The organism is Pseudomonas vanderleydeniana, assembly GCF_014268755.2.
Taxonomy (GTDB): Bacteria; Pseudomonadota; Gammaproteobacteria; order Pseudomonadales; family Pseudomonadaceae; genus Aquipseudomonas; species Aquipseudomonas vanderleydeniana.
The window spans coordinates 5648448-5668595 of the sequence record NZ_CP077093.1; the positions used below are offsets into that span (position 1 = coordinate 5648448).

Sequence of the window (20148 nt, forward strand, 5' to 3'; positions counted from 1 at the left end):
CGGCCACCCTTAGTAAGTCCGGACTTTAGGCTCGAAAGCCGGTACGGTTTTTGGCGAGAAGTTAACAGCACGTTTGGCAACGCGTTTCTCACCCGGGAAGTACAGGGTGTGGCACAGCCAGTTTTCATCGTCGCGATCTTCGAAGTCTTCACGGGCGTGGGCACCGCGGGACTCTTTACGCACTTCGGCAGCGATGGCGGTGGCTTCGGCCACTTCCAGCAGGTTCTGCAGTTCCAGTGCTTCGATACGGGCGGTGTTGAACGCCTGCGACTTGTCGTTGATCTTGACGTTGGCGATACGCTCGCGCAGCTGGGCCAGCTGGGCGATACCCTTCTGCATGTATTCGCCAGTACGGAATACACCGAAGTAGTTCTGCATGCAGCTTTGCAGCTCGCGACGCAGGGTCGCCACGTCCTCGCCATCGGTACGCGCATTCAGCGCGGACAGGCGGGCCAGGGCCGCGTTGATGTCGGCTTCGGTGGCGTCGTCGTACTCGATACCGTCGGTCAGCGCCTTTTCCAGGTGCAGGCCGGCAGCACGGCCGAAGACCACCAGGTCGAGCAGCGAGTTGCCGCCCAGGCGGTTGGCGCCGTGAACCGATACGCAAGCCACTTCACCTACTGCGAACAGGCCAGGGATGATGGTGTCTTCGCCGTCGGCGTTCTGGGTGATGGCCTGGCCATGAATGTTGGTGGCAACGCCGCCCATCATGTAGTGGCAGGTCGGAACGACCGGAACCGGAGCAACGACCGGGTCGACGTGGGCGAAGGTCTTGGACAGTTCGCAGATACCTGGCAGGCGGCTGTGCAGCACTTCCTCGCCGAGGTGGTCGAGCTTGAGCATCACGTGGTCGCCATTCGGGCCACAACCGTTGCCGGCGATGATTTCCTTCACCATCGAACGGGCAACCACGTCGCGACCCGCCAGGTCCTTCGCGTTCGGAGCATAACGCTCCATAAAACGCTCGCCGTGCTTGTTGATCAGGTAACCACCTTCACCACGGCAACCCTCGGTCACCAGTACACCGGCGCCGGCAATACCGGTCGGGTGGAACTGCCACATCTCGATGTCTTGTACCGGTACGCCAGCACGCAGGGCCATGCCAACGCCGTCACCGGTGTTGATCAGGGCGTTGGTGGTCGAAGCGTAGATACGACCGGCGCCGCCGGTGGCCAGGACGGTGGCCTTGGAGCGGATATAGCTGGTTTCGCCGGTTTCGATGCAGATGGCGATCACACCGACGAACGCGCCTTCCTGGTTTTTCACCAGGTCAACGGCATAGTATTCGTTCAGGAAGGTGGTACCGGCCTTCAGGTTGCCCTGGTACAGGGTGTGCAGCAGTGCGTGACCGGTACGGTCGGACGCCGCGCAGGTACGTGCAGCCTGGCCGCCCTTGCCGAAGTCCTTGGACTGGCCACCGAACGGACGCTGGTAGATACGGCCGGATTCGGTACGGGAGAACGGCAGACCCATGTGGTCCAGTTCGAAGACCGCAGCCGGGCCTTCCTGACACATGTATTCGATAGCGTCCTGGTCACCGATGTAGTCGGAACCCTTGACGGTATCGTACATGTGCCAGCGCCAGTCGTCGTTCGGGTCGGCCGAAGCGATGGCGCAGGTGATGCCACCCTGGGCGGATACGGTGTGCGAACGGGTCGGGAACACCTTGGTGATCACGGCTGTCTTGTGACCGCCCTGAGCCAGCTGCAGCGCGGCGCGCATGCCCGCACCGCCGCCGCCGATGATGATGGCATCGAAAGAAATCGTTGGAATGTTAGCCATGAATCAGATACCCCAGAGAATCTGCACACCCCAGACGAAGTACGCGAACATTGCAACGCCGCATACCACCTGGAAAAGGAAACGCACAACAGTCGCGGACTTGCCGAACGCCATCGGCGTCAGGTAGTCGGTCGCGATGGTCCACATGCCGACCCAGGCGTGAGCGCCCAGGGCCACCAGGGCCAGCAAGCTGAAGATGCGCATCCAGCCGTGAGAGAACAGCTCATGCCATTGACCATAGCCAAGGCCTGGGTTCGCGATGATGTATCCGATCAGGAACAGGAAGTATGCCGCGAGAACAACCGCCGACACGCGCTGTGCCATCCAGTCATAGAGGCCCGAACGCGAGAGGTTCGTGACGTTAGTTACCATATCCAAACTCCTGCCAGAACGATTACCACCACGGAAACGGCGATAACGATTTTCGAGCCCAGCTTGCCGCCTTCCAGCGTCTCACCGATGCCCATGTCCATGATCAAATGGCGCACACCGGCGACCAGGTGATACAGCAAGGCGGACAGGATGCCCCAAATCACTAGCTTGGCTAGCGGACTGGTCAGACACGCTTTCACCTGACCGAAGCCTTCCTCGGAGCTCAGCGACTTGTCCAATGCGTAGAGCATGATGGCCAGGCTGACAAAGAGGATGACACCGGAAATACGGTGAAGAATGGACGTGTAAGCAGTGACTGGGAGTTTGATGGTCCTTAGGTCTAGGTTTACAGGTCGTTGGCTTTTCACGGCTTTTTTCACACTGAAGAGCCCCTAACAATCAGGGCAAAGTTGTTGGGCAAGTGCACTGGTCAGGTACCCACCACCCAGGGAGTGACGACCCCCAATAAATCAGGCCCAAAAGCCCTTGGCGGTCGGACGCCGAGTATAGACAGTTAGGCTACTAATGACAACGCAAAGGACTACCCCCAATGGTGCATTGCGTTAGCCGCGCAAAAGGCGTAAATAGCCGTCAATTTCGAGGAAAAGCACTGCTCAAAGCCTTCTGGCGTAAGACTTTTGGCAAATTGACTTTCGAATTTATCTCTCTATAGTGATGCGGGCCCTGCGTGGGGGGCCTGTCAGATGATTTCAAGCATAAATAGGAGGCCACATGGCTGACAAAAAAGCGCAGTTGATCATCGAGGGCGCAGCCCCCGTCGAGCTGCCCATTTTAACCGGCACCGTTGGTCCCGATGTAATCGACGTGCGGGGCCTGACGGCCACGGGCCGGTTCACATTCGACCCTGGCTTCATGTCGACCGCTTCCTGCGAGTCGAAGATCACCTATATCGACGGCGATAACGGCATCTTGCTGCATCGTGGCTACCCGATCGAGCAACTTGCCGAAAAATCCGATTACCTGGAAACCTGCTACCTGCTGCTCAACGGCGAACTGCCGACTGCCGAGCAAAAGGCCAAGTTCGTCAGCAACGTCAAGAACCACACCATGGTTCACGAGCAGCTGAAGAGCTTCTTCAACGGTTTCCGCCGCGACGCCCACCCGATGGCCGTCATGTGCGGCGTGGTTGGCGCCCTGTCGGCCTTCTACCACGACTCCCTGGACATCAATAACCCTCAGCACCGCGAAATCTCGGCGGTCCGCCTGGTGGCCAAGATGCCAACCCTGGCAGCGATGGTTTACAAGTACTCCATGGGCCAGCCCATGATGTACCCGCGCAACGACCTGTCGTACGCGGAAAACTTCCTGCACATGATGTTCAACACCCCGTGCGAGATCAAACCGATCAGCCCGGTACTCGCCAAGGCCATGGACCGGATCTTCATCCTCCATGCCGACCACGAGCAGAACGCCTCGACTTCCACCGTGCGCCTGGCCGGCTCTTCGGGTGCGAACCCGTTCGCCTGTATCGCCGCCGGTATCGCCGCACTGTGGGGCCCTGCCCACGGCGGTGCGAACGAAGCGGTACTGACCATGCTCGATGAAATCGGCGATGTCTCGAACATCGACAAGTTCATCGCCAAGGCCAAGGACAAGAACGATCCGTTCAAGCTGATGGGCTTCGGTCACCGCGTCTACAAGAACCGTGACCCTCGTGCCACCGTGATGAAGCAGACCTGCGACGAAGTGTTGAAGGAACTGGGCATCAAGAACGATCCACAACTGGAACTGGCCATGCGCCTGGAAGAGATCGCCCTGACCGATCCTTACTTCATCGAGCGCTCGCTGTACCCGAACGTCGACTTCTACTCGGGGATCATCCTCAAGGCGATCGGCATTCCAACCAGCATGTTCACCGTGATCTTCGCCCTGGCGCGGACCGTCGGCTGGATCTCCCACTGGAAGGAAATGCTCTCCAGCCCGTACAAGATCGGCCGTCCACGCCAGCTGTACACCGGCTACGAGTCGCGTGACATCACCAAGCTGGAAGACCGCAAGTAAGGTCTGCCTCGCGTAACATCTTTGCTGCACCGGAAACGGCCTCTCCCCAGAGGCCGTTTTCATTTGTGTTGTGAGGCGATCGGCATTGCCCGCGACACCTCTCTCCAAAAAACGCCCCCGGCCTTTCGACCAGGAGCGCTTTTCATTCAGCCAGGTTGCGGCATCCGCCATTGTGGCGAGCGGGCTTGCCCGCGCTGGGCCGCGCAGCGGCCCCAAAACCTGCCACCACGGTCGTATCAGGCACAACGGGCCCAGCGGATTTACGGCTGCCTTGCAGCCGAGCGCAGGCAAGCCTGCTCGCCACAGAGTCCGCCCCCATGAAGGCTCATCCCATCTACAGAAGCCAGCTCACCTGTCAGGAATAAAAATGCCCCGGTCTTTCGACCAGGGCATTGGCTTGCTCGCAGCTTATATATGGAGGCCTATACAACCCCTCAGTGGGAAACCGCCCCGCTCGCCCCCAGGCCGGTCTGCGAACGCACGAACTGCGGGAAGAACAGCGCCCGCTCGTTTTCAGCCGCGGTCGACTTGTCGGTGATGGAGAAGAACCAGATCCCGATGAAGGCAATGATCATCGAGAACAGCGCCGGGTACTCGTAGGGGAAAATGGCCTTTTCATGGTGCAGGATCTGCACCCAGATGGTTGGACCAAGAACCATCAGCCCAACCGCACTGACCAACCCCATCCAGCCACCCACCATCGCACCGCGAGTGGTCAGCTTCTTCCAGTACATCGAGAGCAGCAGCACCGGGAAGTTGCAGCTGGCGGCAATGGAGAACGCCAGGCCGACCATGAACGCGATGTTCTGGTTCTCGAACAGAATGCCCAGGCCGATCGCCAGCACGCCAAGGGCGACAGTGGTGATCTTCGAGACGCGGATCTCGTCCTTCTCGTTGGCCTTGCCCTTGCGGAACACGCTGGCGTACAGGTCATGGGACACCGCCGAGGCTCCGGCCAGGGTCAGGCCGGCCACCACCGCGAGAATCGTCGCGAAGGCCACCGCCGAGATGAAGCCGAGGAACACGCTGCCACCCACGGCGTTGGCCAGGTGTACCGCAGCCATGTTGTTGCCGCCCAGCAGGGCGCCCGCGGCATCCTTGAACGCCGGGTTGGTGCTGACCAGCAGGATCGCGCCAAAACCGATGATGAAGGTCAGGATGTAGAAGTAGCCGATGAAGCCGGTGGCGTACAGCACGCTCTTGCGCGCTTCCTTGGCGTCGCTCACGGTGAAGAAGCGCATCAGGATGTGCGGCAGGCCAGCAGTACCGAACATCAGCGCCAGGCCGAGCGAGAACGCCGAGATCGGGTCTTTCACCAGGCCGCCAGGGCTCATGATCGCCTCACCCTTGGGGTGAACCTTGACCGCCTCGGAGAACAGCATGTTGAAGTCGAAGTTGACGTGCTTCATCACCATCAGCGCCATGAACGAAGCGCCCGACAGCAACAGCACGGCCTTGATGATCTGCACCCAGGTGGTTGCCAGCATGCCGCCGAACAACACGTACAGGCACATCAGGATCCCCACCAGGATCACCGCCACATGGTAGTCCAGGCCGAACAGCAGCTGGATCAGCTTGCCGGCACCAACCATCTGCGCGATCAGGTAGAACGCCACCACCACCAGCGAACCGCAGGCCGACAGCGAGCGGATCTGGGTTTGCCCGAGGCGGTAGGACGCCACGTCGGCAAAGGTGTACTTGCCCAGGTTGCGCAGGCGCTCGGCGATCAGGAACAGGATGATCGGCCAGCCCACCAGGAAGCCGATGGAGTAGATCAGACCATCGTAGCCGGAGGTGAACACCAGCGCGGAAATACCCAGGAACGAGGCCGCCGACATGTAGTCACCGGCGATCGCCAGGCCGTTCTGGAAGCCGGTGATCTTGCCACCCGCCGCGTAGTAGTCGGCGGCCGACTTGTTGCGCTTGGAAGCCCAGTAGGTGATGCACAGGGTCGCCCCGACGAACACGATGAACATCACGATCGCCGGGATATTGAGAGGTTGCTTGTGCACTTCGCCGGTCAGCGCATCGGCTGCCCAGAGAGCGGGGGCGAAGGCCATCAGGCCCAATGCCGCGGATAGACGCCGGATCATTGCTGGGCCTCCTTGAGGATCTCATTGTTCAGGTCGTCGAATTCGCCGTTGGCGCGACGCACGTAGATGGCGGTCAGGACGAAGGCCGAGACGATCAGGCCGACACCCAGCGGTATGCCCCAGGTGATCGATGACGTCGGACTGAGCTTGGCGCCCAGTACCTGCGGTCCATACGCAATCAGAAGAATGAAAGCCGAATACAAGCCAAGCATGACCGCCGAGAGAATCCAGGCGAATCGTTCCCGTTTCCTGACCAGCTCCTTGAAGCGCGGGCTGTTCTGGATCGAGAGGTAAATGCTGTCGTTCATTGTTTTTATCCTCGCAGCACAGATGAGATGAAACATTTTTCACTTTAGGCGGCTCTGCAACCGACACCAGACGACCTTAGTATTAGAACGACATTAGTTCACTTGCGTGACCTTCACCGGTGCGCGAGACCATATTCAACGAACGGAAACACGAAGGCCGCCGGGCGAAAACGCCGGGCGGCCTCGGGTACTGCGAGCTAGAGCCTTCGGTGGATTATTTGGTCCACTCGGCTACGCGATCCGGGTGCTTGGCGACCCAGTCCTTGGCAGCCGCTTCAGGCTTGGCGCCGTCCTGGATCGCCAGCATGACCTGGCCGATTTCATCCTTCGACGCCCACTGGAATTTCTTCAGGAACGCCGCCACTTCCGGCGCCTTCTTGTCCAGCTCCTTGCTGCCGATGCTGTTGACGGTCTCGGCCGCGCCATACACGCCCTTGGGATCTTCGAGGAAACGCAGCTTCCACTTGGCGAACATCCAGTGCGGTACCCAGCCAGTGACCGCAATCGACTCGTTCTTCTCTTCGGCGCGGGTCAGCTCGGCGATCATCGCCGCACCCGAACTGGCCTGCAGCTTGTAGCCATCGAGCGCGTAGTCCTTGATCGCCTGCTCGGTCTTGAGCATCACACCGGAGCCGGCATCGATACCGACGATCTTCTTCTTGAAGCTCTCGTCGGTCTTGAGATCGGCAATGGACTGGGCCTTGACGTACTCAGGCACGATCAGGCCGATCTTGGCATCCTTGAAGTTGGGGCCGTAGTCGACCACCTTGTCCTTGTTCTTGGCCCAGTACTCACCATGGGTCACCGGCAGCCAGGCGGAAAGCATGGCATCGAGCTTGCCGGTGGCAACCCCCTGCCACATGATCCCGGTGGCGACAGCCTGCAGCTTCACGTCATAACCCAGCTTCTGCTTGATGACCTCGGCGGCCACGTTGGTGGTGGCTACGCTATCGGACCAGCCGTCGACGTAACCGATGGTCACGGTCTTGGTTTCGGCACTGGCCAGGTTGGAGCTGATCGCAAGCACCAGAGCGGCACCTGCGCCTAAGAGTCGTCGCATCTTCATCGTTACTTCCCCGAAAGTGCTGCGCCCGACGGATGCCGGGCGGCATCAACGTATAGTTATGGTGCACGGCGCCCCCTTCACGCCTCACGGCCAAACCCGTTCGATCATCAGCGGAGTACTGATACGTCGATCATCAACCCAGCCCGCCTCCCAACCTGATCTGACAGCGACATCAAGACAGCGAGAAGCGACATCAGAAAGCCAGCAATTACTCGGTTGGGAATGCGCCTCATCCAACGCCAGCGGACTTTGCATGACAAAATGCTGCGCAAGCCCAAGGCCAGAGCAATTCCGGGTAATATGCGCGGCTTTGTTCCCAGACAGCCCGACCATGCCCGCCACCGCCCGCTTCCCGCTACTGCCCTATCTGCTCGCCTGCCTGCTGGGTCTCCTGGCCCTTTGCGGATTCTGGTACGGCCTCGGCCAGCCGGTGATCCTGCCGGATGCCGCGACACCAACGCACAAGCTGCAATGCGCGTCCTATACGCCGTTCGACAAGGACCAATCGCCGTTCGACCAGCCGTTCAAGCCTCGCCTTGCCCGCATGGACGCCGACCTGGCACTTCTGTCGACCCGTTTCGAGTGCATCCGCACCTACTCCATGACCGGGCTCGAAGCCCTGCCGGAACTGGCGCGCAAGCATGGCCTGAAAATGATGATCGGCGCCTGGGTCAACAGCAATCCGGTGGACACCGAAAAGGAAGTCGACGCACTGATCGCCTCGGCCAACGCCAACGCCGACGTGGTCACTGCCGTGATCGTCGGCAACGAGGCGCTGCTGCGCAAGGAAGTGACGGCGGCGCAACTGGTCAAGCTGATCCACAAGGTCAAGGCCCATGTGAAGCAGCCGGTGACCTACGCCGATGTCTGGGAATTCTGGCTCAGCCATCCGCAGGTCGCACCAGCGGTGGACTTCCTGACCATCCACCTGCTGCCGTACTGGGAAGACGACCCGGCCGGGATCGATGCGGCCATCGAGCATGTCGCGCAGATCCGCCAGACCTTCGGCAACCGCTTCGCCCCCAAGGACATCCTGATCGGTGAAACCGGCTGGCCGAGCGAAGGTCGCCAGCGCGAAACCGCCCTGCCGAGCCGGGTCAACGAAGCCCGCTTCATTCGTGGTTTCGTCAACCTGGCCGAGCAGAACGGCTGGCACTACAACCTGATCGAGGCGTTCGACCAACCGTGGAAACGCGGCAGCGAAGGTGCGGTCGGCGGCTACTGGGGGCTGTTCGATGCCGATCGCCAGGACAAGGGCATCCTCGCCGGCCCCGTATCGAACCTGCCGTTCTGGCCACAATGGCTGGCCTTCGCCGCCGTGCTGTTCGGCGCCACCCTGCTGGTCGGCGGACGTGTACGCACACCCCGCGCCGCGCTGCTCCTGCCGCTGCTGGGCGCGCTCGCGGCCTGCTCCATCGGCGCCTGGGGCGAACTGGCGCGGGTGACCAGCCGCTTTGCCGGCGAATGGATCTGGGCCGGCCTGTTGCTGGGCCTGAACCTGTTGGTACTGAGCCACGCGGCCCTGGCCCTGGGTGATCGTTCGGGCTGGCGCCACGGCGTCTTCGCATGGCTGGAGCATCGTGCCGGCTGGCTGCTGGCCGCCGCCGGTTTCGCGGGAGCGGTGATGATGCTGGAGCTGGCGCTGGACCCACGCTACCGCAGCTTCCCGAGCGCGGCGCTGCTGTTGCCGGCGCTGGCGTTCCTGTTGCGCCCGGTTCGAGCGCCACGGGGAGAGATCGCCCTGCTGGCGTTCATCATCGGTGCCGGTATCGTCCCCCAGCTCTATCGCGAAGGGCTGCAGAACCCACAGGCCTGGGGCTGGGCGGCAGTCAGCCTGCTGATGGTCGCGGCGCTGTGGCGCAGCCTGCGCGTTCGCCGCTGACCAGAGAATTGCCCCCTGAGCCCCTGTGGGAGCCGGCTTGCTGGCGATAGCGTTCTCATGAACGCCACATACCGTTGCTGGATGATCGCCTTCGGCGGATCGCCAGCAAGCCGGCTCCCACAGCCCGTTTTTTTGTATCCGGTCCTCAGCCCGCCCGCACCAGCCGCAGGCCGGCGATCACCACCGCGAACACCGCCAGGCTGGTGTTGTACAGCGCCAGTGCGGGAAACCCGACCAGCAGCGCCAGCACCGCCAGCCCCCAACCGCTGCGACGCGGCAACACGAACGCCAGCAGCGCGGTTCCCAGGGCCACCCAGCCCAGCACCTTGAAGTGAATCAGCCAGCCCAGGTTCGAACGCGCCTGGCATTGCCAACGCAGCGCCTCATCGACGCACAGGCCGACCCACTGTCCATCCTCCATCAGCCCATAACGCACGCCATAACTGGCGGCCAGCCACAGGGGCAGAATCAGAAGCAGCAACATCAGCGGCAAACGGCGGGACATGAATGACTCCGATAGGCGAAAACGGCGCTCAGCATAATCGCCAAGGCGGCGCTTGCAAGCTTTAACAAGGCTTAACTGGTCAGCAAACTGAGGCAAAGTGTATCGTCTGTGAGCTATTGTCTGGATGAATGCGGCAGACTGCATTTTTTCGTCTGCAGACATGGCACTTCGGCAGTACCCCAGTGGTCATAGCCTGCGACTCCCATTTCAGCATTTCCTTTTAAAGGATGTAGTCATGCTCCGTTCCCTGCGCCTCGCCACTTTCGTCGGCGGTCTCATCCTGAGTGCATCCGCGCTGGCGGTGGATGTCGACGCCGCCAGCTATGGCTACCCGTTGACCAACCCGTTCGAGGCGACCATCGCCACCACCCCGCCGGACCTGCGCCCGCAGTTGCCCGACGACGATGACATCGACCAGTCGGACTACAGCCTGAAACTGCGCCCGGAGCGCGAGTTCATCCTCCCGGACAACTTCTGGGCGGTGAAGAAGCTCACCTACCGCATCGCTCGCCAGGACCATGCCGCGCCGCTGATCTTCCTGATCGCCGGCACCGGAGCGCGCTATGACAGCAGCCTCAACGAATACCTGAAGAAGCTCTACTACAAGGCCGGCTACCACGTGGTCCAGCTGTCGTCGCCCACCAGCTTCGACTTCATGAGCGCCGCCTCGCGCTTCGCCACCCCCGGGGTGACCAAGGAGGATGCCGAGGACATGTACCGGGTCATGCAGGCCGTACGCGCGCAGAACCCGAAACTGCCGGTCACCGACTATTACCTGAGCGGCTACAGCCTCGGCGCACTGGATGCCGCCTTCGTCAGCAAGCTGGACGAAACCCGGCGCAGTTTCAACTTCAAGAAAGTGCTGCTGCTCAATCCGCCGGTCAACCTCTACACCTCCGTCACCAACCTCGACAAGCTGGTCCAGACCGAGGTCAAGGGCATCAACAACAGCACCACGTTCTATGAACTGGTACTGGCCAAGCTGACTCGCTACTTCCAGCAGAAGGGCTACATCGACCTCAACGACGCCCTGCTCTACGACTTCCAGCAGTCCAAGCAGCACCTGACCAACGAGCAGATGGCGATGCTGATCGGCACCTCCTTCCGTTTCTCGGCGGCGGACATCGCCTTCACCTCGGACCTGATCAACCGCCGCGGCCTGATCACCCCGCCCAAGTACCCGATCACCGAGGGCACCAGCCTGACACCGATGCTCAAGCGTGCGTTGCAATGCGACTTCGACTGCTACCTGACCGACCAGGTGATCCCGATGTGGCGCGCCCGTACCGACGGTGGCAGCCTGCTGCAACTGATCGACCAGGTGAGCCTCTACGCCCTCAAGGACTACCTGCACGACAGCCCGAAAATCGCCGTGATGCACAACGCCGACGACGTCATCCTCGGCCCCGGCGACCTGGGTTTCCTGCGCAGCACCTTCGGCAATCGCCTGACCGTCTACCCTCACGGCGGCCACTGCGGCAACCTCAATTACCGCGTCAACGCCGACGCCATGCTGGAGTTCTTCCGTGGCTAAACATCTGATGCTCATCGCCGCCCTGCTCTGCGCCGGCTATGCCCAGGCCGATAACAGCAAGGCCCATGACCCGGTCGTACCCGATGCGGACGGTTTCACCGAGCCGCTGAAGAAACTCAAGTTCAACCCAGGCCTGGATCAGCGTGAATTCGAGCGCTCGACGCTCAACGCGCTGAATGTCTACGACCCGCTGGAATCGTGGAACCGCCGCGTCTACCACTTCAACTATCGCTTCGACCAGTGGGTGTTCCTGCCGGTGGTCGATGGCTACCGCTACATCACCCCGGGCTTCGTGCGCAGTGGCGTGAGCAACTTCTTCAGCAACCTGGGGGATGTGCCCAACCTGCTGAACAGCCTGCTGCAGCTCAAGGGCAAGCGCTCGCTGGAAACCACCGGGCGCCTGTTGCTCAACACCACAATCGGTATCGCCGGGTTGTGGGACCCGGCGACCAAGATGGGGCTGCCACGCCAGACCGAAGACTTCGGCCAGACCCTGGGCTTCTACGGGGTGCCGGGCGGAGCCTACCTGGTACTGCCGTTCTTCGGCCCATCGAACCTGCGTGACACCACTGGCCTGGTGTTCGATTTCGCCGCAGAATCGCAGATCAACTTCCTCAACGTCTCCCAGACCAGCGAGAATCATCCGGAGATCTACGCCCTGCGCGCCATCGACAAGCGCTACACCACCAGTTTCCGCTATGGCCAGTTGAACTCGCCGTTCGAATACGAGAAGGTGCGCTACGTCTACACCGAGGCCCGCAAGTTGCAGATCGCCGAGTAACGCGGGAGGCCATGGAGCCCCCCTTGCGCGAGCCCGCTCGCCCAAGGGGCCGGACCCGACATAAGGACAAGCCATGTACAGCCTGATCGTTTCCGACCTCGACGGCACCCTGCTGCTTCCGGACGACCGTATAGGCGAGTATTCCCGCTCGGTGCTCGACCAACTGGTCGAGTCCGGCCGGCACGTGGTGATCGCCACCGGCCGCAGCCGCGCCGAGGTCGAAGCGATCCTGCACGACTACCCGTTGCCAGTGCACCTGATCACCTCCAATGGCGCCTGCATCACCAGCGCCTGCCGGAGCCTGGTCGCCTGCGAGTACCTGGACGAGGACGTGGTCCGCAGCCTGCTTGAGGCCACGGTCGAAACCCCGGGGCTGATGATCAACGCCTACTGCGACTCGCGCTGGATCACCAATGCCGATCGCGCACTGCTCGCCACCTTCAATCTGCAGACCGACTTCCCACCCACGATCCTCGATGCCAGGGACTTTCCTCTGCGGGGAGTCGAGAAGGTCTTCTTCATTCACACGGGGCGTGACCACGAAGCCCTGGTGGAGCTCGACGAGCGACTCAAGGCTCTGCTCGGTGAACGCGTACACAGCACGTTCTCGTCACCACTGTGCCTGGAGTTCATGGCCAGCACGGTATCCAAGGGCAATGCGCTGAAACGGCTCGCCGGGTTCCTGGAGATCCCGCTGAGCCAGTGCATCGCTTTCGGTGACGGCATGAACGACGTGGAAATGCTCACCGTGGCCGGCAAGGGCCTGGTCATGGGCACCGCCCATCACAAGGTGACAGCGGCGCTGCCGCGGCACGAAACCATCGGTGCCTGCACCGAGGAGGCGGTGGCCCGCTACCTGTCGACCAACCTGCTGGGCTGAGCCGTCGGCAGACGATCAACGATCCCTCGCCGGCCATGCTCTGACTCAACTGGCTGAAGCCGTCTGCAACATCACCGCATGCGGCAAGCCGAGGAAGCGGCATAGCTCATCGCGCTTGGCCAAGGCATCGCGACGCCCCAGCTCGATCAGCTCGCTGCAATAACTCGCCTCGAACAACAGGTAGCTGAGCACGCTTGCACCGCTGGTCCGGGTCGCCCCCGGACCACGCAGGAAGGTACGCAACGCCGGCGGCAATTCATGCCGGTGCCGTGCGGCAATCTCGTCAAGTGGCCGGCTGGGTGCGATCACCAGCACATCCACCGGCGCCAACCCCAGGCTCCGTGGCTGGTGCGCAGGCAGCATCCGACTGAACTGGTTCAGTCGCTGCAACAGTTCGATGTCGCTTTCCAGGCTGTCGATGAAGGTACTGTTGAGCATGTGCCCGCTGATCTGTGCCAGGCTCGGCTGCTGGCCCGTGAAGGTACGCTCGACAACCGCCCGGGGATCGAGGCCGCGCGAGTTGCCGCTGACCCCGACCACCAGCACCCGGCTGGCGCCCAGGTGCAGCGCCGGGCTGATGGGCGCCGACTGGCGCACCGCCCCATCGCCGAAGTACTCATGATCCAGCTTGACCGGTGCGAACAGCAACGGAATGGCCGAACTGGCCAGCAGGTGATCGACGGTCAGTTGGGTCGGCACGCCGATGCGCCGATGGCGTAGCCAGGAATCGATGGCGCCCTTGCCCTGGTAGAAAGTCACCGCCTGCCCCGACTCGTAGCCGAAGGCCGTCACCGCCACCGCACGCAGATGCTGGTGCTCGATGGCCTGTTCGATCCCCGGCAGATGGATTTTTTCGTTGAGCAGGTCGCGCAGCGGCGAACTGTTGAGCAGGGCCACCGGCACCTGGGACCCGAGGCCCAGCAGGCTGTGTCCGAAGAACCGGGCGGCCTGGTGAATCACGCCAGGCCAGTCGCTGCGCAACACCCGGTGACTGCGAAAATGTTGCCAGAAGGCGCTGAGGCGCTCGACGGCAGCCGTGAAGTTCATCGCTCCGCTGGCGAGGCTGACCGCATTGATCGCCCCCGCCGAGGTGCCGACGATGACTGGAAACGGGTTGCTCGCCCCCGGCGGCAACAATTCGGCGATCGCCGCCAGTACCCCCACCTGATACGCAGCTCGTGCGCCCCCTCCTGACAGTATCAGGCCGGTCACCGGTTCCGCTGGGCTCATCGTGACAACTCCATCAGTCAGCTAGCTATCTGATTACACCAGGCCCTTCCTCGACAGCAAGAGGCGTCCCCGGTTTATCGTCGCTTTTTGTCGTAGAGTCGAGGCTCTCCCGCCGGCCGGCTCTTGAAACGACGGTGGGTCCATAGGTATTGCTCGGGGCAGGCGCGCAGCGACACCTCGACCCAGCGGTTGATCCGCAGGCAGTCCTCTTCCTCGGATTCGGCCGGGAAGTCCGTCAGCGGCGGATGGATCACCAGCCGGTAGCCGCTGCCATCGGCCAGGCGCTCCTGGGTGAACGGCACCACCAGAGCCTTGCCGAGCCGGGCGAACTTGCTGGTCGCGGTGACGGTCGCGGCCTGGATGCCGAACAGCGGCACGAAAATGCTCTGCTTGATCCCGTAGTCCTGGTCCGGGGCGTACCAGATCGCTCGCCCGGAACGCAGCAGCTTGAGCATGCCGCGCACATCGTCACGCTCCACCGCCAGGGAGTCGAGGTTGTGCCGCTCGCGCCCACGGCGCTGAATGAAGTCGAACAGCGCATTGCCGTGCTCGCGGTACATGCCATCGATGGTGTGCTGCTGGCCGAGCAAGGCCGCGCCGATCTCCAGCGTGGTGAAGTGCAGCGCCATGAGGATCACCCCCTTGCCTTCGCGCTGGGCCTGCTGCAGGTGCTCGAGGCCTTCGACATGGGCCAGGCGCGCCAGGCGCGGCTTGGCCCACCACCAACTCATGGCCATCTCGAAGAAGGCGATGCCGGTGGAAGCGAAGTTTTCCTTGAGCAGGCGGGTACGCTCGGCGACGGACTTCTCCGGGAAACACAGTTCCAGGTTGCGCGCGGCAATCCGCCGGCGTTCACCGGCCACACGGTACATCGCCAATCCCAGCGCACGGCCGATCCGCAGCAGGACGCAGTAGGGCAACTGGACGATCAGCCAGAGCAACCCCAGCCCCAACCAGAGCAGCCAATAACGCGGATGAAAAAAAGCAGCTTGAAAACGCGGGCGATCCATTAATGATTCCGGACAGACACAGGGGTCGCGCATTCTACAACGGTTCGGCGCGGCTTGCGGGGCGCGGGCGTTCTCGTTATAAGTCTCGGCACTTTTAGCGACAAGCCACGTAATGCCGACCATGAGCCAAACCGAACCGCTAGACCAGGATCCCGTGTTCCAGCTAAAGGGCAGCATGCTCGCCATCACGGTGCTGGAACTGGCGCAGAACAACCTTGAAGCCCTCGATCGCCAACTGGCGGCCAAGGTCGTCCAGGCGCCCAATTTCTTCAGCAACACCCCGCTGGTGCTGGCCCTAGACAAACTGCCCGCCGACCAGGGCGCCGTCGACCTGCCCGGGCTGATGCGCGTCTGCCGCCAGCACGGCCTGCGCACCCTGGCGATCCGCGCCAACCGTATCGAAGACATCGCTGCCGCGATCGCCATCGACCTGCCCGTGCTGCCACCCTCCGGTGCCCGCGAACGGCCAGTCGACCCGACCGAAGGCGAAGTGAAGAAAGTCCCGGAAAAACCACCGGAGCCAACCGTCCAGCCGACCCGGATCATCACCACCCCGGTGCGCGGTGGCCAGCAGGTCTACGCCAAGGGTGGCGACCTGGTGGTGGTCTCTTCCGTCAGCCCCGGCGCGGAACTTCTGGCCGATGGCAACATCCATGTTTACGGACCGATGCGTGGTCGCGCCCTGGCAGGCGTCAAGGGCGACACCAAGGCACGGATTTTCTGCCAGCAACTGAGCGCCGAACTGGTCTCGATTGCCGGCCAGTACAAGGTTTCCGAGGATTTGCGCCGCGATCCGCTGTGGGGTTCGGGCGTTCAGATCAGCTTGTCCGGCGATGTGTTGAACATCATCCGTCTTTAACGGATACTTGCCGCCATTTCCGAAATGTCGCCTTCTTCGTAGCGAAAATGGCTTAAAGGGCTTAGGAAAACACGAAATGTAAAAATTACCGCCGGTACTTTGCACATTTCGTCGCTTTCCGACCCAAGTCGTACGACTACAGTTGTTTTTCAGCGACGTTCTTCAGGGGCTAAAACAGAGTCCTTTTTCCTTAGGGGTGAAACACCTTGGCCAAGATTCTCGTGGTTACATCCGGCAAGGGTGGTGTGGGTAAGACCACCACCAGCGCCGCCATCGGTACCGGCCTCGCGCTGCGCGGCCACAAGACAGTGATCGTCGACTTCGACGTCGGCCTGCGTAACCTCGACCTGATCATGGGCTGCGAGCGCCGCGTGGTATACGACTTCGTCAACGTCGTGAATGGCGAAGCCAACCTGCAGCAGGCCCTGATCAAGGACAAGCGCCTGGAAAACCTGTACGTGCTGGCAGCCAGCCAGACCCGTGACAAGGACGCGCTGACCAAGGAAGGCGTGGAAAAGGTCCTGATGGAACTCAAGGAAACCTTCGAGTTCGTGGTCTGCGACTCCCCGGCCGGTATCGAGACCGGTGCCCACCTGGCGATGTACTTCGCCGACGAGGCGATCGTCGTGACCAACCCTGAGGTGTCCTCGGTCCGTGACTCCGACCGCATGCTCGGCCTGCTGGCCAGCAAGTCGCGCCGTGCCGAACAGGGCGGCGAGCCGATCAAGGAACACCTGCTGCTGACCCGCTACAACCCGGAGCGCGTGAGCAAGGGCGAAATGCTTGGCGTCGAGGACGTCAAGGAAATCCTGGCCGTGACCCTGTTGGGCGTGATCCCGGAATCCCAGGCGGTGCTCAAGGCATCCAACCAGGGTGTACCGGTCATCCTCGACGACCAGAGCGATGCGGGCCAGGCCTACAGCGATGCGGTTGACCGCCTGCTGGGCAAGACCGTCGAGCATCGTTTCCTCGATGCACAGAAGAAGGGATTCTTCGAGCGCCTGTTTGGAGGCAACTAAGCAATGAACCTTTTTGACTTCTTTCGTGCCAGCAAAAAAGTAAGCACCGCGTCGGTCGCGAAAGAGCGTCTGCAGATCATTGTGGCGCACGAACGCGGCCAACGCAGCACCCCGGACTACTTGCCCGCCCTGCAGCAGGAGCTGGTGGAAGTGATCCGCAAGTACGTCAATATCGGGTCCGATGACGTGCACGTCGCCCTGGAAAACCAGGGCAGTTGCTCGATCCTGGAACTCAATATCACCCTGCCTGATCGTTGATCGATCCGGCCGGAGCCACGGCGGCCCGGTGATGTTCACACGCAACGCAGTTGCAGGAGCCGGCTTGCTGGCGATCGTCTCGACGCGGTTTATCTGATGAACCGCGTTGGCCCTATCGCCAGCAAGCCGGCTCCCACAAGAGCGGAAGTGTGAGCACCATCGGGCCGCCGTTGGCGTTTGTTACGAGACCGTTTTAATGCCGCTGTCGAATATCCGCATCATCCATCAGGACGCCGCCGTGCTGGTGGTGGACAAGCCGACCCTGCTGCTCTCCGTCCCGGGCCGGGCCGATGACAACAAGGACTGCCTGATCACCCGCCTGCAGGAAAACGGCTACCCCGAAGCCCTGATCGTCCACCGGCTGGACTGGGAAACCTCGGGCATCATCCTGCTGGCCCGCGACCCCGATACCCATCGCGAATTGTCACGCCAGTTCCATGACCGCGAAACCGAGAAGGCCTACACCGCGTTGTGCTGGGGCCAGCCGGAACTGGACAGCGGCAGCATCGACCTGCCGCTGCGCTACGACCCGCCGACCAAACCGCGGCACGTGGTCGACCACGAGTTCGGCAAGCATGCCCTGACCTTCTGGAAGGTGCTCGAACGCCACGCCGACTGGTGTCGGGTAGAACTGACGCCGATCACCGGACGCTCGCATCAACTGCGGGTGCACATGTTGTCCATCGGTCATCCGCTGCTGGGCGACGGGCTCTATGCCCATCCGCAGGCCCTGGCGGCCTGGCCGCGGCTGTGCCTGCACGCCAGCATGCTGAGCTTCACCCATCCGCAGAGCGGCGAGCGCCTGCGCTTCGAGTGCCCGGCGCCGTTCTGAACGACATACGCAGACTGTGTGGCGAGGGGGCTCGCCCCCGCTCGACTGCGAAGCAGTCGCAACCCGGCCGACTCGTCCCCCAGACACAACACGGTCGTCTGTTTTGGGGCTGCCTTGCAGCCCAGCGGGGGCAAGCCCCCTCGCCACAAACGTCCTGTAGGAGCCCGGCTTGCCGGCGACTGCGAAGCAGTCGCAACCCGGCTGACTCGTCCCCCAGACACAACACGGTCGCCTTTTTTGGGGCTGCCTTGCAGCCCAGCGGGGGCAAGCCCCCTCGCCACCAGCAAGCCTTCTTGCCTGCCCCTCGCCCTCACCGCAGGCAAGCCGGCGCCTACAAGATACGGTAAACTCCCGACACTGCTGTCTGGAGCCACTTATGCGCGAAGAGTTGAACCAAGGCCTGATCGACTTCCTCAAGGCCTCCCCCACCCCCTTTCATGCCACCGCCAGCCTGGTCCAGCGTCTGGAAGCGGCAGGCTATCAGCGTCTCGACGAGCGCGAGACCTGGCACACCGAGGCCAACGGTCGCTACTACGTGACCCGCAACGACTCTTCAATCATCGCCATCAGGCTCGGTCGCGCCTCGCCGCTGCTGGCCGGCATCCGCATGGTCGGCGCCCACACCGACAGCCCGTGCCTGCGGGTCAAGCCGCAGCCCGAACTGCAACGCCAGGGCTTCTGGCAACTGGGTGTCGAAGTCTACGGCGGCGCCCTGCTCGCCCCCTGGTTCGACCGCGACCTGTCGCTGGCCGGTCGCGTGACCTTCCGCCGCGACGGCAAGGTCGAAAGCCAGCTGATCGACTTCAAGGCACCGATCGCGACCATTCCCAACCTGGCGATTCACCTCAACCGTGAAGCCAACCAGGGCTGGGCGATCAACCCGCAGAACGAACTGCCACCGATCCTGGCCCAGTTCGCCGGAGACGAGCGCGTCGACTTCCGCGCCGTACTCACCGACCAGCTGGCCCGTGAACACGGCCTCAGCGCCGATGTGGTGCTCGATTACGAGTTGAGCTTCTACGACACCCAGAGTGCCGCCGTGATCGGTCTCAATGGCGACTTCATCGCCGGCGCCCGCCTGGACAACCTGCTGTCCTGCTACGCCGGCCTGCAGGCACTGCTCAACGCCGACGGCGAGGAAACCTGCGTGCTGGTCTGCAATGACCACGAGGAAGTCGGCTCCTGCTCCGCCTGCGGCGCCGACGGCCCGATGCTCGAACAGACCCTGCGCCGCCTGCTGCCGGACGGCGAAGACTATGTGCGCACGATTCAGAAATCGCTGCTGGTCTCGGCGGACAACGCTCATGGCGTACACCCCAACTACGCCGAGAAGCACGACGCCAACCACGGCCCGAAACTCAACGCCGGCCCGGTGATCAAGGTCAACAACAACCAGCGCTACGCCACCAACAGCGAAACCGCCGGCTTCTTCCGCCACCTGTGCATGGCCGAGGAAGTCCCGGTGCAGAGCTTCGTGGTGCGCAGCGACATGGGTTGCGGCTCGACCATCGGCCCGATCACTGCCAGCCACCTGGGCGTACGCACCGTGGACATCGGCCTGCCGACCTTCGCCATGCATTCGATCCGCGAACTGGCGGGCAGCCATGACCTGGCGCACCTGGTTAAGGTGTTGAGCGCGTTCTACGCCAGCCACGAACTGCCCTGAGTCCGAAGGCAACCCCCGAGCCGGACTGGTGATCGTTCCCACGCTCCGC

Annotated in this window: 19 protein-coding genes; 10 read left to right on the top strand and 9 right to left on the bottom strand. The window is 62.3% G+C overall.

All coding sequences use genetic code 11. The annotated features are described in order from the left end of the window. Positions 1–9 precede the first annotated feature (9 nt). From sdhA to sdhC, 3 genes are read right to left on the bottom strand one after another with little or no spacing between them, the layout of a single operon-like run. Positions 10–1782, bottom strand: a complete 1773-nt coding sequence (gene sdhA, locus HU752_RS25305) for a succinate dehydrogenase flavoprotein subunit (protein WP_017902729.1) — start codon at positions 1780–1782, stop codon at positions 10–12. 3 nt (positions 1783–1785) lie between these two features. Then, positions 1786–2154, bottom strand: coding sequence for a succinate dehydrogenase, hydrophobic membrane anchor protein (gene sdhD / locus HU752_RS25310; RefSeq protein ID WP_017902730.1), 369 nt, complete (start codon positions 2152–2154; stop codon positions 1786–1788). Next, complete coding sequence (gene sdhC / locus HU752_RS25315) at positions 2148–2534, bottom strand: succinate dehydrogenase, cytochrome b556 subunit (protein ID WP_177057650.1); 387 nt, start codon at positions 2532–2534, stop codon at positions 2148–2150. Before sdhC ends, sdhD begins: the two co-directional genes overlap by 7 nt. Positions 2535–2886: 352 nt before the next feature. On the opposite strand from sdhC, the gene gltA reads away from it, so the two are divergent. Continuing rightward, a complete protein-coding gene (gene gltA, locus HU752_RS25320) occupies positions 2887–4176 on the top strand; it encodes a citrate synthase (protein WP_186682249.1) in 1290 nt (429 codons plus the stop codon). A 434-nt stretch (positions 4177–4610) separates the two neighbouring features. On the opposite strand, the gene HU752_RS25325 is transcribed toward gltA, so the two are convergent. The 3 genes from HU752_RS25325 to HU752_RS25335 form a co-directional block, all read right to left on the bottom strand. Next, positions 4611–6269 carry a cation acetate symporter gene (locus HU752_RS25325; protein WP_186682247.1) on the bottom strand — a complete coding sequence of 553 codons (1659 nt, stop codon included), beginning with the start codon at positions 6267–6269 and terminating at the stop codon, positions 4611–4613. Continuing rightward, positions 6266–6577 (bottom strand): DUF485 domain-containing protein, encoded by a 312-nt coding sequence (locus HU752_RS25330; protein ID WP_186682245.1) that lies wholly within the window; start codon positions 6575–6577, stop codon positions 6266–6268. The genes HU752_RS25325 and HU752_RS25330 overlap by 4 nt, the downstream gene beginning before the upstream one ends. A 214-nt stretch (positions 6578–6791) precedes the next feature. Beyond that, on the bottom strand, positions 6792–7643 hold the full coding sequence (locus HU752_RS25335) for a glycine betaine ABC transporter substrate-binding protein (protein ID WP_186682243.1): 852 nt from the start codon (positions 7641–7643) through the stop codon (positions 6792–6794). Positions 7644–7974: 331 nt separating this feature from the next. On the opposite strand from HU752_RS25335, the gene HU752_RS25340 reads away from it, so the two are divergent. Continuing rightward, positions 7975–9525 (top strand): glycoside hydrolase family 17 protein, encoded by a 1551-nt coding sequence (locus tag HU752_RS25340; RefSeq protein WP_186682241.1) that lies wholly within the window; start codon positions 7975–7977, stop codon positions 9523–9525. A 145-nt stretch (positions 9526–9670) separates the two neighbouring features. Here the strand turns inward: HU752_RS25340 and HU752_RS25345 are convergent, their stop codons facing one another. After that, positions 9671–10030 (bottom strand): hypothetical protein, encoded by a 360-nt coding sequence (locus tag HU752_RS25345; RefSeq protein WP_186682239.1) that lies wholly within the window; start codon positions 10028–10030, stop codon positions 9671–9673. A gap of 235 nt (positions 10031–10265) precedes the next feature. Here HU752_RS25345 and HU752_RS25350 point away from each other — a divergent pair, with 235 nt between their 5' ends. From HU752_RS25350 to HU752_RS25360, 3 genes are all read left to right on the top strand, one after another. After that, on the top strand, positions 10266–11564 hold the full coding sequence (locus HU752_RS25350; protein ID WP_186682237.1) for a serine/threonine protein kinase: 1299 nt from the start codon (positions 10266–10268) through the stop codon (positions 11562–11564). After that, positions 11557–12345, top strand: a complete 789-nt coding sequence (locus HU752_RS25355; protein ID WP_186682235.1) for an MlaA family lipoprotein — start codon at positions 11557–11559, stop codon at positions 12343–12345. Before HU752_RS25350 ends, HU752_RS25355 begins: the two co-directional genes overlap by 8 nt. A 73-nt stretch (positions 12346–12418) precedes the next feature. Then, positions 12419–13225, top strand: coding sequence for a Cof-type HAD-IIB family hydrolase (locus HU752_RS25360; protein WP_186682233.1), 807 nt, complete (start codon positions 12419–12421; stop codon positions 13223–13225). A gap of 45 nt (positions 13226–13270) precedes the next feature. Here the strand turns inward: HU752_RS25360 and HU752_RS25365 are convergent, their stop codons facing one another. Both HU752_RS25365 and HU752_RS25370 read right to left on the bottom strand, forming a co-directional pair. Next, positions 13271–14455, bottom strand: a complete 1185-nt coding sequence (locus HU752_RS25365) for a patatin-like phospholipase family protein (RefSeq protein WP_186682231.1) — start codon at positions 14453–14455, stop codon at positions 13271–13273. 74 nt (positions 14456–14529) lie between these two features. Continuing rightward, complete coding sequence (locus HU752_RS25370) at positions 14530–15465, bottom strand: lipid A biosynthesis lauroyl acyltransferase (protein ID WP_186682229.1); 936 nt, start codon at positions 15463–15465, stop codon at positions 14530–14532. A gap of 121 nt (positions 15466–15586) precedes the next feature. Between HU752_RS25370 and minC the strand changes: the two genes are divergently transcribed. The 5 genes from minC to HU752_RS25395 all read left to right on the top strand — a co-directional run bounded on the left by minC (position 15587) and on the right by HU752_RS25395 (position 20099). Continuing rightward, positions 15587–16324 carry a septum site-determining protein MinC gene (gene minC, locus HU752_RS25375; protein ID WP_186682227.1) on the top strand — a complete coding sequence of 246 codons (738 nt, stop codon included), beginning with the start codon at positions 15587–15589 and terminating at the stop codon, positions 16322–16324. A gap of 206 nt (positions 16325–16530) precedes the next feature. Beyond that, on the top strand, positions 16531–17343 hold the full coding sequence (gene minD / locus HU752_RS25380) for a septum site-determining protein MinD (protein WP_186682225.1): 813 nt from the start codon (positions 16531–16533) through the stop codon (positions 17341–17343). Between the two features lie 3 nt (positions 17344–17346). Next, complete coding sequence (gene minE, locus HU752_RS25385; protein ID WP_010449114.1) at positions 17347–17601, top strand: cell division topological specificity factor MinE; 255 nt, start codon at positions 17347–17349, stop codon at positions 17599–17601. 196 nt (positions 17602–17797) lie between these two features. Beyond that, a complete protein-coding gene (locus tag HU752_RS25390; protein WP_010449126.1) occupies positions 17798–18433 on the top strand; it encodes an RluA family pseudouridine synthase in 636 nt (211 codons plus the stop codon). Positions 18434–18809: 376 nt separating this feature from the next. Next, positions 18810–20099: a M18 family aminopeptidase gene (locus HU752_RS25395; protein ID WP_186682224.1), complete on the top strand. Its 1290-nt coding sequence runs from the start codon at positions 18810–18812 to the stop codon at positions 20097–20099. Positions 20100–20148 lie beyond the last annotated feature (49 nt).